Annotated in this window: 12 protein-coding genes; 9 read left to right on the top strand and 3 right to left on the bottom strand. The window is 63.1% G+C overall.

Translation table 11 applies throughout. The annotated features are described in order from the left end of the window. Positions 1 to 36: 36 nt before the first annotated feature. The 8 genes from G9X64_RS29065 to G9X64_RS29100 all read left to right on the top strand — a co-directional run bounded on the left by G9X64_RS29065 (position 37) and on the right by G9X64_RS29100 (position 11,043). Entirely contained in the window at positions 37 to 2,958 is a 2,922-nt protein-coding gene (locus G9X64_RS29065; protein ID WP_171377896.1) for an aminotransferase, read from the top strand. A gap of 523 nt (positions 2,959 to 3,481) precedes the next feature. Further along, a complete protein-coding gene (locus G9X64_RS29070; protein ID WP_003544544.1) occupies positions 3,482 to 3,676 on the top strand; it encodes a hypothetical protein in 195 nt (64 codons plus the stop codon). Between the two features lie 127 nt (positions 3,677 to 3,803). Then, positions 3,804 to 4,799, top strand: coding sequence for a P1 family peptidase (locus G9X64_RS29075; RefSeq protein ID WP_171377897.1), 996 nt, complete (start codon positions 3,804 to 3,806; stop codon positions 4,797 to 4,799). Positions 4,800 to 4,854: 55 nt separating this feature from the next. Further along, entirely contained in the window at positions 4,855 to 5,775 is a 921-nt protein-coding gene (locus tag G9X64_RS29080; protein ID WP_171377898.1) for a LysR family transcriptional regulator, read from the top strand. Between the two features lie 149 nt (positions 5,776 to 5,924). Beyond that, positions 5,925 to 7,451: an ABC transporter substrate-binding protein gene (locus tag G9X64_RS29085; RefSeq protein WP_171377899.1), complete on the top strand. Its 1,527-nt coding sequence runs from the start codon at positions 5,925 to 5,927 to the stop codon at positions 7,449 to 7,451. A 349-nt stretch (positions 7,452 to 7,800) separates the two neighbouring features. After that, positions 7,801 to 8,748 (top strand): ABC transporter permease, encoded by a 948-nt coding sequence (locus G9X64_RS29090; protein ID WP_171377900.1) that lies wholly within the window; start codon positions 7,801 to 7,803, stop codon positions 8,746 to 8,748. A 3-nt stretch (positions 8,749 to 8,751) separates the two neighbouring features. Beyond that, complete coding sequence (locus tag G9X64_RS29095) at positions 8,752 to 9,615, top strand: ABC transporter permease (RefSeq protein WP_171377901.1); 864 nt, start codon at positions 8,752 to 8,754, stop codon at positions 9,613 to 9,615. A gap of 36 nt (positions 9,616 to 9,651) precedes the next feature. Next, positions 9,652 to 11,043, top strand: coding sequence for an amidase (locus G9X64_RS29100; protein ID WP_171377902.1), 1,392 nt, complete (start codon positions 9,652 to 9,654; stop codon positions 11,041 to 11,043). Here the strand turns inward: G9X64_RS29100 and G9X64_RS29105 are convergent, their stop codons facing one another. The 3 genes from G9X64_RS29105 to G9X64_RS29115 form a co-directional block, all read right to left on the bottom strand. Next, on the bottom strand, positions 11,044 to 11,901 hold the full coding sequence (locus tag G9X64_RS29105) for a C40 family peptidase (protein WP_168313478.1): 858 nt from the start codon (positions 11,899 to 11,901) through the stop codon (positions 11,044 to 11,046). An 11-nt stretch (positions 11,902 to 11,912) separates the two neighbouring features. Beyond that, on the bottom strand, positions 11,913 to 12,263 hold the full coding sequence (locus G9X64_RS29110; RefSeq protein ID WP_171377903.1) for a MarR family transcriptional regulator: 351 nt from the start codon (positions 12,261 to 12,263) through the stop codon (positions 11,913 to 11,915). Positions 12,264 to 12,426: 163 nt separating this feature from the next. After that, the gene (locus G9X64_RS29115) at positions 12,427 to 13,818 is read right to left on the bottom strand and encodes a leucyl aminopeptidase family protein (protein ID WP_168313480.1); all 1,392 of its coding nucleotides are present in this window, start codon (positions 13,816 to 13,818) and stop codon (positions 12,427 to 12,429) included. Positions 13,819 to 13,962: 144 nt separating this feature from the next. On the opposite strand from G9X64_RS29115, the gene G9X64_RS29120 reads away from it, so the two are divergent. Further along, entirely contained in the window at positions 13,963 to 14,799 is an 837-nt protein-coding gene (locus tag G9X64_RS29120) for a tetratricopeptide repeat protein (RefSeq protein WP_171377904.1), read from the top strand. The last annotated feature ends 221 nt before the right edge of the window (positions 14,800 to 15,020 follow it).

Below are 15,020 nucleotides of genomic sequence, written 5' to 3' on the forward strand. Positions count from 1 at the left end.
TCAATAGGTAATCGAATCATGCTGCGGAGGGGTGTCATGACCGACGAGGCGATTGTTGATCGCATGGCGCTGCCGCGCCCCGACGTGACCGCTACCGACGCGGAAGAGATCCTCCTTGCTCACTACAGCCTCTCCGGCACGCTTGCCGAACTCGGCAGCCAGCAGGATCGAAACTATCGCGTCGATAGCGACAGGGGTCGCTATGTCCTGAAGATCTGCCACGCCGCCTACGAGATCCGCGAACTCGAAGCACAGAATGCGGCGATCCGTCACCTCAAGAGCAAGCAAGGTGCGCCGCGCGTTCCGAAGGTAGTCACCACCAATGACGGGCGGGAGATCGTCGTCCTTACCGTGCGCGGGCAGGGTTATCAGGTCCGGCTGCTGGAATATCTGGAAGGCCAGGGGCTGACGGAACTGACCTATCTGGCGCCGGCTTCCGTGGCGGCCCTCGGCGCGCTCTGCGCCAGGCTGGCGCAGGCGCTTGCCGATTTCAACCATCCCGGTCTCGACCGCAGCCTGCAATGGGATCTCAGACGGGCAGGTCCCGTTGCCGTGCAGCTGCTTTCGGCCATCACCGACAGTGCGGCGCGCGACCGGATCGCCAAGACCATGGTGATGGCCGTTCGTCGCATCCAGCCGTTGGCGCCGTCGCTTCGGCTGCAGGCCGTGCATCACGACGTCACCGGCGACAATGTCGTCGGCCAACGTGACGCCCATGGCCATATCATCCCCGACGGGGTGATCGATTTCGGCGACATTATCCGCGGCTGGCTGGTCGGCGACCTCGCCGTCACCTGCGCTTCGCTGCTGCATCAGGCAGATGGCGAGCCCTTTCATATCCTGCCCGCCGTCGCCGCCTATCAGGCGATCTATCCGCTGAGCGACGAGGAACTGAAGGCGCTCTGGCCGTTGATCGTCGCACGCGCAGTCATTCTCGTCGCCAGCGGCGAGCAGCAGATTTCGATCGATCCCGACAATGATTATGTCCGCGACAATCTCGACCGCGAGCGGGCGATCTTCGATACGGCGATGTCGGTTCCCTTCGATCTCATGGAAGCCGCCATCCTCAAGGCAGCCGGCGCAGATGTGGCCGCGCCGGAAACATCGGGATGGCTGCCGTTGCTGCCCGAGATCGATCCCGCCGGGATCGCCTATGTCGATCTTGGAGTGCGGAGCCCGCATTTTTCCGCCGGCAACTGGCTGAATACCGACATGGACTGGCGGCTGCTTGCCCGCATGGCAACCGAAAACGGTACGGCAGCGACGCGCTACGGCGAATATCGGCTTTCCCGCGCGGGAACCGCGAAGGGACAGGCGACCTGCGCCCTGCATGTCGACATATGCCTTGCCGCAGGCAGCGCGATTGCCGCGCCCTTTGCCGGCCGCATCAGCTGGAAGGACCAGCATCTGACGCTCGCCAGCGACAGCATGACCCTGCATCTCGATGGGCTCGACCTCTCGGTCGAGGATGGAGCCGAGATTGCCGCCGGCGATTCCCTCGGCACGGTTTTCGGAGAGGCGTCGTCGCTCGGCGGGCTGCGCGTCCAGCTTTGCAGCGTCGCCGGTGTCGAACCGCCGCTCTTTGCTTCACCGCGCGCGGCGGCGGCTTGGTCGGTTCTCTGCCCTTCACCCTCGCTGCTTCTCAGCCCGCAAGCGGATGCGCCGCAAGCTGAAACCGCCGCGCTCTTCGCCAGGCGGCGGGCGCATCTCGCAAGGCCACAGAAGAATTATTATGCGGCGCCGCCGCAGATCGAGCGCGGCTGGAAGGAGCATTTGTTCGATGTCGAGGGCCGCGCCTATCTCGACATGGTCAACAACGTCACCATTCTCGGCCATGGCCATCCCAAGCTCGCGGCGGCGATCCACGCCCAATGGCTGCGGCTCAACACCAATTCCCGCTTCCACTACGCCGCGATCATGGAATTTTCCGAACGCCTCGCCGCCCTGTCGCCGGATGGGCTGGACGTGGTCTTTTTGGTCAACAGCGGCTCGGAGGCGAACGATCTGGCGCTTCGCCTGGCGCAAGCCCATAGCGGCGCGCGCAACATGCTCTGCCTGCTCGAAGCCTATCATGGGTGGTCGGCGGCAAGTGATGCCGTCTCCACCTCGATCGCCGACAATCCGCAGGCACCAACCACCCGGCCGGATTGGGTGCATGCCGTCATTTCACCGAATACCTATCGCGGCGCATTTCGTGGTCCCGATACCGCGGCAAACTATCTCAGCGCGGTAACGCCGGTGCTGGAGGCGATCGACGCCGGCGGCAACGGCCTTGCGGGCTTCATCTGCGAATCGGTCTACGGCAATGCCGGCGGCATTCCGCTGCCGGACGGTTATCTCAGGGAAATCTATGCGCAGGTGCGCGCCCGCGGCGGCCTCTGCATCGCCGATGAGGTGCAGGTGGGCTATGGCCGGCTCGGACATTATTTCTGGGGCTTCGAGCAGCAGGGGGTTGTGCCCGATATCATCACCATCGCCAAGGGCATGGGCAACGGCCATCCGCTCGGCGCCGTCATCACCACGCGGGAGATCGCGCAATCGCTGGAGAAGGAGGGTACCTTCTTTTCCTCCACCGGCGGCAGCCCTGTCAGTTGCATCGCCGGCATGACGGTGCTCGACATCATGGCCGAGGAAAAGCTGCAGGAAAATGCCCGGACGGTCGGCGATCATCTGAAGGCACGGCTCGCCGCGCTGATCGACCGCCATCCGATTGCAGGCGCCGTGCACGGCATGGGCCTCTATCTCGGCCTCGAATTCGTCCGCGACAGAACGACGCTGGAGCCGGCGACGGAAGAGACGGCTGCAATCTGCGACCGGCTTCTCGAACTCGGCGTCATCATGCAGCCGACCGGCGATCACCAAAATGTGCTGAAGATCAAACCACCGCTCTGCCTCAGCATCGACAGCGCGGATTTCTTCGCGGACATGCTGGAGAAGGTGCTCGAAGAGGGCTGGTGACCCGGGGGCTTCCGGCATTAACCAAATCGGTCATTTCGAGGCATTTCGATTTTTAATGAAACGGGCCATTGCCGGAATCGGCAAGGCTTCCTATGTCTGCCGCGGTGATCGATCGAACTTCGATTCTGTCATGCGAATTTAACGAAGAGCTGATATGTTTCTTTCTGTAAGTTCGGGCTGCGACGGAATGAATTTTTTCGGATCGTCGATATTTTGACACGTTTCGGAATATGTTTCTGACAGGCTATCGGGTAATCTCTACCAAGTTAGTGGATTATAGAAGACAGCTTTCACCGGCCCCGGGCTCTTCTGGGACCCCTCAAGTGCAACGCCAACACAAGGAACGAGCATGATAGACATCGATATTCTCGCCGATCTCCTTGGGCGATCTGTGCTTGGCAATGACCGTCCGGGCGCCCTCTCCCGCCCGAACTGTCGAATGTGACGTTCGTCCCCCCTTTCAACGGTACCAGACAAGTCAATTCGCCATGGCTGCGCATGTCGCGCGGCAGGAGTTCTATCTATGAAGAAGCAAGTTATCGAATATGCAGGCGTTCCCGTCGGGATCGTCATTCCCGATGAAGACCGGCTGAAGTTCATCGCCGTGAAATTTCATGTCCACGACCTCGACGAGCAGCGTTTCGGCTCGCCGGACGAGGTGCGGCTGGCCATCCATGACCTGATGACCCGCCGTCATCCGAAGCCGCTTCATGCCTGAGGCATGAGGCCGGCATTGCGTTCGCGGCTTTTCAAGATGTCCGACCGGTCCCGTCCCTTGGGGCCGGTCTTGTTTTTTGAGGGCAATTGCAGTCCTATCGGCGGTCTTTGCGTATAAGGACGCGCCCTTGCCCGATCTTCTCAACCTTATCACCGACATCGAAGGTGTTTCCGTCGGCCATGCGACCGACCTTGCGCTCGGTTCCGGCGTCACCGTCATCGTCTTCGACGAACCGGCCGTCGCATCCGGCACGGTGCTTGGCGGCGCACCCGGCGGCCGCGACACCGGCCTGCTCGATCCGTCGATGACTGTCCATGCCGTTGATGCCTTCGTGCTCTCCGGCGGCTCGGCTTTCGGGCTGGATGCCGCCGGCGGCGTGCAGGCGGGCCTGCGCGAGCTCGGCCGCGGTTTTGCAGTCGGGTCGGTGCACATTCCGATCGTGCCGCAGGCAATCCTGATGGACCTGCTGAACGGCGGCGACAAGGATTGGGGCCTTCACTCGCCCTATCGCGACATGGGTTATACGGCACTGCAGGCTGCGGCCAAGGGCACATTCGCGCTCGGCACGACAGGTGCCGGGACGGGAGCGACGACGGCCACCGTCAAGGGCGGGCTCGGCTCGGCCAGCGCCGTCAGCAGTGCCGGGCATCGCGTCGCGGCAATCGTCGCTGTCAATGCGCTCGGCTCGGCAACGATCGGCGACGGGCCGCATTTCTGGGCTGCACCTTTCGAAAAAGATGCGGAATTCGGCGGGCTCGGCATGCCTGATGTGGCCGACCACCGGATCCGACTCAAGGGCATGAACACGCCGGCAACGACGATCGGCGCTGTCGTGACCGACGCGCAGCTGACCAAGGCCGAGGCGCACCGGCTTTCGCTCGCCGGCCATGACGGGTTTGCCCGGGCATTGCTGCCGGCGCACCTGCCGCTCGACGGCGACACCGTCTTTGCCGCTTCGACGGCCAGGCATCGACGAGACGACATGGCAAGCCTGATGGAGCTTTGTCATTTTGCCACCATCGTCATGGCGCGGGCGATCGCCCGGGGCGTCTACGCGGCGACCGCGCTGCCGGTCGAAGGCGCACAAAAGGCATGGCGCGACCGCTATCCGAATAGTCGTTGATTGAATAGGGTCTGAACCGGGCAGACCGAATATGCCGAATGGCGGAGAGATGTGAATGCAGATCCGGGCGCTGATGTATTTCGACGAGCTGGTCAGGACCAATTCCATGCGCCAGGCGGCCGAGAACCTCAATGTCGCACCGACGGCGATCAGCCGGCAGATCGAGAACCTCGAATATCACTTTGGCGCGCCGCTTGTCGAACGCAGCGCCCGTGGTGTCAAGCTGACGGCCGCCGGCGAGCTGCTTGCCGCTCGCGCCGGCCGGACGCTGCGCGAGCTCGATCACGTGCAGCAGCTGATCGAGGATCTCAAGGGCCTGCAGCGCGGCCGTGTCAGCATCCATGCCAATGGCGCCACCGTCGCCAATCTGTTGGCGCCGGCGCTTGCCGAATTCAGCCTAAAATATCCGAAGCTGCGTTTTACCGTGACGATCACCAGCGCGCGGCAGGCAGTCGATGCCGTCAACAGCGCCGAGGCGGATATTGCAGTGACACTGTTTGCGCCTCCCATGTCCGGCACCAAGGTGCGGCTGCGCTCCGAGATCGCCTATGATCTCATCGTCACGCCGCAGCATCCAGCCGCCGCGCATACCGAGATCGCGGTGCGGGAGCTCGCCGACCATGCGCTGGCGCTGCCGGATCAATCCTTCGGCTTTCGCCAGGCCTTCGACGCGCTGTTCGAGAAGGAGGGGTTGAGCCTCGACCCCGTCTTCGTCACCAGCTCGCTCGAAATGCTGAAGGAACTGGTGCTCAGCGGGGCAGCGGCGACGCTGCTGCCGGCGCTCACCGTCCGCCGCGAGATCGAAGCGGGTCAGCTCCTCGCCATTCCGCTCGCCGGCAAGACCGGCATCCGCACCCATGTCGATCTCTGCGTCGCGCCGGACCGGCAGCTGTCCTTCGCCGCGACGAAACTGCTCGACTTCATCGAAAGGTTCATGCGCGAGCGCACGAACCGCCGGGGCGAGACGAAAGACTGACGCTTCAGCTTGCATTGCCCGCGGATGTACGGTGTAGCTTTTTCGGCTACACTGAGCACACAAAATCTCCATTGTGTGTACACTGGCGTGGTGTCAATCTACTCGCAAAAGGCCTTCGCCATCGACGCGCGGCCAGACAAGGGAACATGATGATCAAGCTTTCGTTTGCGCCTTCGCGTTTCGTCCGGCGGCTTTCCCTCGGTGCTGCGCTTTCGGCCGGTCTCGCGATGACGGCGATGACGCCGGCGGAGGCGGCGAAGACCAGCCTCAGTCTCGGCATGAGTGTCGAGCCGACTGGCCTCGATCCGACGATCGCGGCACCCGTCGCAATCGGCCAGGTGACCTGGCAGAATGTGTTCGAGGGCTTGGTGACGATCGACCAGGCCGGCAAGATCCAGCCGCAGCTGGCAAAAAGTTGGGAGATCTCTCCCGATGGCCTGACCTATACGTTCAAGCTGCAGACCGGGGTCAAATTCCATGACGGCGAGGCCTTCGATGCCGCGAGCGCCAAGTTTTCGCTCGATCGCGCCCGCGGCGCGGATTCGGTCAATCCGCAGAAGCGCTTTTTCACCTCGATCGCCTCGATCGATACGCCCGATGCCGAAACGCTGGTGCTGCATCTCTCGGCGCAGACCGGCAGCCTGATCTACTGGCTCGGCTGGCCGGCCTCGGTGATGGTCGCACCGAAGACGGCTGCCGACGGCAAGACGACGCCAGTGGGCACGGGTCCCTTCAAATTCGCCAGCTGGGCGAAGGGCGACAAGGTCGAACTCGCCAGGAATGCCGATTACTGGAACAAGGATGCGGCCGCCAAGCTCGACAAGGTGACCTTCCGCTTCATCGCCGATCCGCAGGCGCAGGCAGCTGCGCTAAAATCCGGCGATCTCGATGCCTTTCCGGAATTTGCGGCGCCCGAGCTGATGAGTTCCTTCGACGGCGATGCGAGGCTCGTCACCAGGATCGGCAATACCGAACTCAAGGTCGTTGCCGGCATGAACACTGCCAAGAAGCCTTTCGACGACAAACGCGTCCGCCAGGCGCTGATGATGGCAATCGACCGCAAGACGGTGATCGACGGCGCATGGTCCGGCCTCGGCACGCCGATCGGCAGCCACTACACGCCGAACGATCCGGGTTATCAGGACATGACTGGCGTGCTGCCCTACGACGTCGACAAGGCGAAGGCGCTGCTTGCCGAAGCCGGCTACCCCAACGGTTTCACCTTCACGATCAAATCGCCGCAGATGGCCTATGCGCCACGCAGCGCCCAGGTGATGCAGGCGATGTTTGCCGAAATCGGCGTGACGATGAATATCGAGCCGACGGAATTTCCGGCAAAATGGGTCCAGGACATCATGAAGGACCGCAATTTCGACATGACGATCGTCGCCCATGCCGAACCGCTCGACATCGACATCTATGCCCGCGATCCCTATTATTTCAATTACAAGAACCCTGCTTTCAACGCGCTGATGAAGAAGGTCCAGGAGACGGTCGATCCCGCCGCGCAAAATGCTATCTATGGCGAAGCGCAGAAGATCCTCGCCGAGGACGTGCCGGCGCTCTACCTTTTCGTCATGCCGAAACTCGGCGTCTGGGACAAGAAGCTGAAGGGCCTGTGGGAGAACGAGCCGATCCCTTCCAACGTGCTGTCTGGTGTTTCCTGGGACGAGTGAGGGTTGCGGACGGGGCAGGACGCGATGAGGTGATGGCCTTGGAGAGATCCGACATACATTTTGTCGATATGGCGCGCAGCTCTCTCCCTCCCTCGCCAAGTGAGGTCAATTTGGGTGGCCGGCATTGTCTGGTTTCGCTGGCGGATCGCATTTCTGACCCGGGCATCTGCGCCCTGATTGGCTCCTCCCGCCAACCCCTCACTCCGTCATGCTCGGGCTTGACCCGAGCATCTACACCTCATCCCTCAACAGCAGTGGCATGGATCCCAGGCTCAAGGCCTGGGATGACGGAGAGTGGAGTTGGCGTTCTAGCTAAACTCGCCGCCAGAACGGCGAGCGGACGTATCATATGATCCCACTCCTCGCCCGCCGCTTCGCCGGTCTCCTCGTCACGCTCGTCATCGTCTCGCTGCTGATCTTCGCCGTCATGGACCTTCTGCCCGGCGATCCCGCCTCAATCATGCTCGGTACCTCGGCAACACCGGAAACGCTTGAAGCGCTGCGTCACAGTCTCGGCCTCGACCAGCCGCTGCTGCTGCGTTACGGACAATGGTTGACCGGCGTGCTCTCCGGCAATCTCGGCAATTCCCTAACCTATGGCGTGCCGGTGGCGGGATTGATCGTCGAGCGGCTGGCGGTGACGCTGCCGCTGGCGCTGATGGCTATCGTGCTTTCGGTGGCGATTGCCCTGCCGCTTGGCGTGCTGGCCGCCTCGCGCCGCGGTGGTGTCTTCGACGTCATCGCCACGCTGTTTTCGCAGATCAGCATCGCCGTGCCTGCCTTCTGGGTGGCGCTGCTGTTGATCATCCTGTTTTCAACGATGCTCGGGCTGATGCCGGCCGGCGGCTTTCCGGGCTGGAGCGCCGGCCTCACGCCGGCATTGCAGGCGCTGGTTATGCCCGCCGTCGCGCTGGCGATGCCGCAGGCCGGCGTGTTGACGCGCGTGGCGCGCTCGGCGGTGCTTGACACGATGCATGAGGATTTTGCCCGCACCGCGGTAGCCAAGGGGCTGTCGCGCAGTGCGGTGCTTTGGCGGCATATCGTGCCGAATGCGTTGATCCCGATCCTCACGATGATCGGGCTGCAATTCACCTTTCTCGTCGCCGGCGCAGTGCTGGTGGAAAACGTCTTCAACCTGCCCGGCCTCGGACGGCTCGCGCTTCAGGCGCTTTCCCAGCGCGACATCATCGTCATGCAGGATGTCGTGCTGTTCTTCGCAGGTCTTGTCATCGTGATGAATTTCATCGTCGATCTCTCCTATCTGGCGATCGATCCCAGGATGAGAAAGGCGGCCTGAGACATGGTACCGATCGCATCCACTGCTATCACCAGCCGCCGGCGGGTCTTCAGACTTAGCCGGCGAATGAACCTGATTACAGGGGCTGCCATCATCGGCCTGCTGGTCGCGGTTGCGCTGCTGTCGCTCGTCTGGACGCCGCTGCCGCCGGCGAAAATGCAGATCATCCACAAATTGCAGCCACCGCTTGCCTTCGGCCTGCTCGGCACGGACCAGTTCGGCCGCGATGTGCTTTCGATGCTGATGGCAGGCTGCTGGAATTCGCTGTCGATCGCCATCACAGCGGTTACGATCGGCGGGACGCTCGGCTCGATCGCCGGCATTTCGGCGGCGGCAATCCGCGGTCCCTGCGAAGCGCTGCTGATGCGCATCTGCGACGTCATCTTCGCGCTTCCGCCGATCCTGTCCGCCATGGTGCTCGGCGCCTTTCTCGGGCCAGGGCGGTTCACCGCGATCACCGCGATCGCCGTCTTCATGATCCCGGTCTTTGCCCGTGTGACGCTTGCGACCTCGCTGCAGGCCTGGAGCCGCGACTATGTGACTGCGGCACGCGCGATCGGCAATACGCGCCTGACTATTTCTTTGCGCCATGTGCTGCCGAATATCATCAGCCAGATCATCGTGCATGGCGCGATCCAGCTGGGGCTGGCGATCCTCACCGAAGCGGGTCTCAGCTTCCTCGGGCTCGGCATGGCGCCGCCGGCGCCGACCTGGGGCCGGATGCTTGCTGATGCGCAAACCTATCTGGCGCTCGCTCCCTGGCTGGCGATCCTGCCCGGCCTTGCCATTGCGCTCACCGTCTTCGGCTTCAATATGCTCGGTGACGGTTTGCGCGATCTGCTCGACCCGCGTGAGGCGAGCCGCTGATGTCCTCCCAAGACGAAAAGCCCGAAAGACCATGCCATGACCGAAACCGACATTACCATCCGCGAACTCAGGCAGCGCTTCGCCGATAGGAGCCTCTCCCCTCTCGAATACTGGCTCGCCCTCGAAGACCATATCGCCGCCTGGGAGCCGTCGATTTCGGCCCTCTACCTTTACGATCCGGAATCGGCGCGCGCCCAGGCGAAAGCGTCGACGGAGCGCTGGGCGAAGGGAGAAACGCTCGGTGCTCTCGACGGCATCCCGGTGACGCTGAAGGAACTGATCGCCACGAAGGGCCAGCCGGTGCCGCTCGGCACGAGGGCAGTGGAACTCAAACCCGCGGACGTCGATGCGCCGGCCGCCGCGCGGCTGCGGGAAGACGGCGCGGTGATCTTCGCCAAGACCACCTGCCCGGATTACGGCATGCTTTCCTCCGGCCTTTCGAGCTTTCATCCTCTCAGCCGCAACCCCTGGAACACCACGCAGAATCCCGGCGGATCGAGCGCCGGAGCCGCGGCGGCCGCAGCGGCCGGCTACGGGCCGCTGCATATCGGCACCGATATCGGCGGCTCGGTGCGCCTTCCCGCCGGCTGGACCGGCATCTTCGGCTTCAAGCCGAGCCATGGACGCATTCCGGCCGATCCCTATTATGTCGGGCGCTGCGTTGGGCCGATGGCGCGCACCGTCGAAGATGCGGCCTTTTCGATGGCGACGCTGTCACGGCCGGACTGGCGCGACGGCACCAGCCTGCCGCCAAACGAATTCAACTGGATGGATCTCGAGATCGACCTGTCGGGCATGAAGATCGGGTTGATGCTCGATGCCGGCTGCGGGCTTGCGGTGGACGACGAGATCAGGGCCGCGGTCGAAACGGCGGCACAACAGTTCGAGGCGGCCGGCGCGACCATTCTATCGGTCCAGCCGGTGATGACGCGCGCGATGCTGGATGGCCTCGACAACTTCTGGCGGTCCCGGTTCTGGGGCGATATCGCCGAGCTCGACGATAACAGGCGCGACAGCATCCTGCCCTATATCAGGGATTGGGCAATGGGCGGCACCGATATCAGCGGTGTCGATGCGGTCAGGGGCTTCAATCAGACGATCGAGATGCGCAAGAGCTGCGGACGGCTGTTCACGCAAGTCGATGCCCTGCTTTCGCCAACCAATCCGATCATCTCCTATCCGGCCGAATGGGCATCGCCGACGAACGATCCGGCCCTGCCGTTCGAACATATCGGTTTCACCGTGCCGTGGAACATGTCTGAGCAGCCGGCCGCCTCGATCAATTGCGGCTTCTCTCGCTCGGGCATGCCGATCGGGTTGCAGATCGTCGGGCCGCGTTTCGACGACATGCGGGTGCTGAGACTGTCGAAAGCCTTCGAGGACTGGACGGGCGGCGTGCGATCCTGGCCGCAGCCTCCGATCAGCTGATCAGCTGATCGGGCGGCGATACCCGGTTGGTTGCTCGTAGAGCCAGCCGATGCGCTCGACCGCGGCCTCGAAATTCTCGCGCGCCACCGTCATGCTATGGCCGTTGGCGTGCAGAATGGTTTCCGGATCTTCGAAGACGGCGACATGACCCTTCCAGAATACCAGGTCGCCACGGCGGATTTCGGATCGGTCGATCGGCTGGCCGAGGCCTGCCGCCTGCATGTCGGTATCGCGTGGCGCAGCTCTGCCCGTCATCAGCATCGCCAGCTGGACGAGACCGGAACAATCGATGCCGAGGCCGGAACGTCCGCCCCAGAGATAGGGCGTTTCCAGGAAACGCGCTGCGATCTCCACGTAATCGGCGCCATCGAGAGCGCCGAGCGGCTGGACATGCTTGGCGAAGATCGCATTTCCGTCCTCGAGCACGACATAGCGATTTCCACGCGCTTCCGCCTCGCCGGCGACGTGGACGCGGCTTCCCATCGACAGGATGGCCTGGTGGGGCTTGCGCAGTTCCGGTTCCGGATAGAGGAGGGTGCGCTGGACGGTGACGATATGGGTCGGCGCTGGCCGGCCTTCCAAGAGCGCGTCTGCCCTGACATAGCCGACATAACCATCCGAGGCGGCTTTCACCCAGCACCAGCCACCGGCGCGATCGAAAACCGTCACATCCTCGCCGAGAAGCAGTTCCGTATCGATGCCGCGCGCAAGGTCCGGTTCGGGACGCAAGCCCACGACAGGAACGGCGACGCGGGCCGGGGCGCCTTCGACAAAACGCGACGCCTCTACCTTGCCTTCAAGCCCCGCTTCCGCCAGATCAGGCCGGTAGGCATGCAGGCGGCGGTCGAGCATCGTCATTCGCATTCCTTTCAGATCGGCAGCCGGCGGGCCTGATCTCGGATGAGATCGCCGAGCTTTTCCAGGTAGAGCGCACCGCCGACGGTGCGCTTGATGATCACGTTGCGCCGGTCGGCATCGTCGCGCACCCGATCGACCAAGCCCATCTCACCCATCGTGTCCAGGGCGCGGGTGATGACCGGCTTGGTGACATCAAGCGTGGCGGCAAGCCCGCGCACGGTGTGCGGCGGCGGCACCAGATAAATATGCAGCAGGATCGCCACTTGGCGCAACGTCAAATCGCGGTCGTCGTGGCGGACCTGATCGAGCGCCACGCCATGCCAGAGCCCCAGCGCCTGCGAGGCGGTCAGTTCGATCGGCACGGCCCCTCCGGAAGATCGTTACGCTAGCGTTCCAGTTTCCGGCAGTTCCCATGCACATGCAAGGGGCGGCAGAAATTGCCGCCCGGCAAGGTGAATAAAATTTTAACGATCGGCAGCGAGGCGCAGCGCGTGAACACGCGGGCGCGCCTCAACGTATATGGGCTCAGCGCAGGCTCTCGCGGATATGGTGAAAGAGCGCGCGGATCGCCTGTGCTTCGCCACCGCCCGGCGAGTGCGGCCGTTCGGACTGGGCCCAACCGTAAATGTCGAAATGCGCCCAACTCTTCGCCTTGCTGACGAAACGCTTGAGGAAGAGGGCGGCGGTGATCGCCCCTGCCATGCCGCCGGCCGGCGCGTTGGTGAGGTCGGCGAACTTGGTGCGGATATCCTTTTCGTAGCCGGAATAGAGCGGCAGGCGCCAGATCGGATCGTCGGTTTCCAGGCTCGATTCGGTCAGGTCATGCGCCAGATTGGCGTCATCGGTGAAGAAGGGCGGGAGATCCGGGCCAAGGGCAACGCGGGCAGCACCGGTCAGCGTCGCCATGTCGATCAGTAGCTCGGGCTCTTCCTCGTCGGCATAGGCGAGCGCATCGGCCAGGATCAAACGGCCTTCGGCATCGGTATTGTCGATCTGGACGGTCAGGCCCTTGCGGCTCCGATAGATGTCGCCGGGCCGGAAGGCATTGGACGAGATCGCGTTTTCGACGACCGGAACGATAACGCGCAGATCGACCTTCAGCTTGGCGTCCATGATCATCAGGGCAAGTCCCATGACATTTGCCGCGCCGCCCATATCCTTCTTCATCAACAGCATGGAGGCGGCAGGCTTGATGTCGAGACCGCCGGTATCGAAGCATACGCCCTTGCCGACCAGCGTCACCTTACGATGGCCCTTCTTGCCCCAGCGCAGCTCGAGAAGGCGCGGCGCGTCGGCGCTGGCGCGGCCGACGGTGTGGACCAGCGGGAAGTTCTGCTTGAGCAGGTCGTCGCCCGATATAACCGATATCTCCGCCTTGTAGTGTGTGGCCAGGCCACGGAAAACGGCCTCGAGCTGGTTCGGCCCCATATCGTTCGTCGGCGTGTTGATGAGGTCGCGGGCAAGAAAGACGCCGGCAAGCTGGCGCTTGATGTCGGCGGCGTCGGCATCGCGGGGGATCATCAGCGTCGCCGCCGGCGATTTTTCGGATTTGTAGCGGTCGAAACGGTAGCTGCCGAGGCCAAAGCCGAGGGCCAGGCGATTTGCCGTCAGCGGCGCGGTCTCGATGTGCCAGTCACCGGCCGGCAGCGTGCGAGCGAGCCTGCCGGTGATGTAGGGCTGCTCGGATGGATTGGTGCCGAGGCCGTAAAGCGCGCCGCCGAGATGGCCTTCGGCCGTCGGGATCAGCAGCAGCGACCCGCTTTCGGCCTTGTAGCCTGCCCTGCGCGCCCAATCGAGCGCGATCGGATCGATCGTGCCGGTCTCGATATGGGCAGGCGTGACGGCAAAGATCGGCAGCGTCGAACCGCCCTTCGTGTTGAAAGGGGTCGGTCTCTCGATGAACTGATAGGGGGCCATGATTGTCCTTCGGCGGTCGCAAGGAATCGTTCCTTAACGGTCTGTTAGGGTTAACAGACTATTGCTGGAGCGAAGATTACGCGTCAAACCTTTCCCTGTTCCGCTTCGAGGTCAGGCGCCGATTTCGGAATCCAGGAACGCGCCATGCCTGCCTCGCTCACCACTACATGCACCAATCGTATCCTGCAGGGCGCCGCGGCATCGCTGCTCGTCTTGGCACTTGTCGGTTGCTCGACGACCAAGGACCGGATGACAACGGGCTCGGTGCCGAAACTCACCAAGCCGGTCGAAGAGATGGACGCGACCGAGCTGCGCTCGGCGACGGACCGGCTCGGCCAGGCCTATGAAAAGAACCCGCGCGATCCCGTCACCGGCGTCAACTACGCCAATCTGCTGCGCATGAACGGCCGCGACACGCAGGCGCTCGCCGTCATGCAGCAGGTGGCGATCGCCAATCCCGGCGACCGCAACGTGCTGGCTGCCTACGGCAAGGCGCAGGCGGCGGCCGGCCAGTTTCAGCAGGCGCTCGACACGATCGGCCGCGCCCAGACGCCGGACCGTCCGGACTGGAAGCTGATCTCGGCTCAAGGCGCTATCCTCGACCAGATGGGCCGGGCCAGCGATGCCCGGCAGCGCTACCGCGACGCGCTCGACATCCAGCCGAACGAGCCCTCCATCCTTTCCAACCTCGGCATGTCCTACGTGCTGACCGGCGATCTGCGCACGGCCGAAACCTACCTGCGCTCCGCCGCCAGCCAGCCGACCGCCGACAGCCGCGTCAGGCAGAACCTTGCCCTCGTCGTCGGTCTGCAGGGGCGTTTCCCGGAAGCCGAGCAGATCGCTAGGCGCGAACTTTCGCCGCAGCAGGCCGATGCCAATGTCGCCTATCTCAGAGGCATGCTCTCGCAGCCAAATTCCTGGCAGAAACTCGCCGCCAAGGACAAGACGCCGCAAGCAGCAGGCGACAGCAGCACCAATTGACCGAATCATGTTGTCCGAAAGGCTGCGCCTTCGGAGAGATCATGATGTAATTTAAAGAGTTAGAGCATGATGTCGTCCGAAAACCGCGCGCACTTTTCGGCATCAGGCTCTAGGAGCCGTGGACTCTTGGGATTCCCAAAGCTGAGCAAATCAGATTCAAGACTGTCTTTTGGAGGCAGTCATGGGTGTTTTGGACCGTTTAATTCTTCGGGATGACCAGT

This window comes from Rhizobium sophorae, from assembly GCF_013087515.1.
GTDB classification, from domain to species: domain Bacteria; phylum Pseudomonadota; class Alphaproteobacteria; order Rhizobiales; family Rhizobiaceae; genus Rhizobium; species Rhizobium sophorae.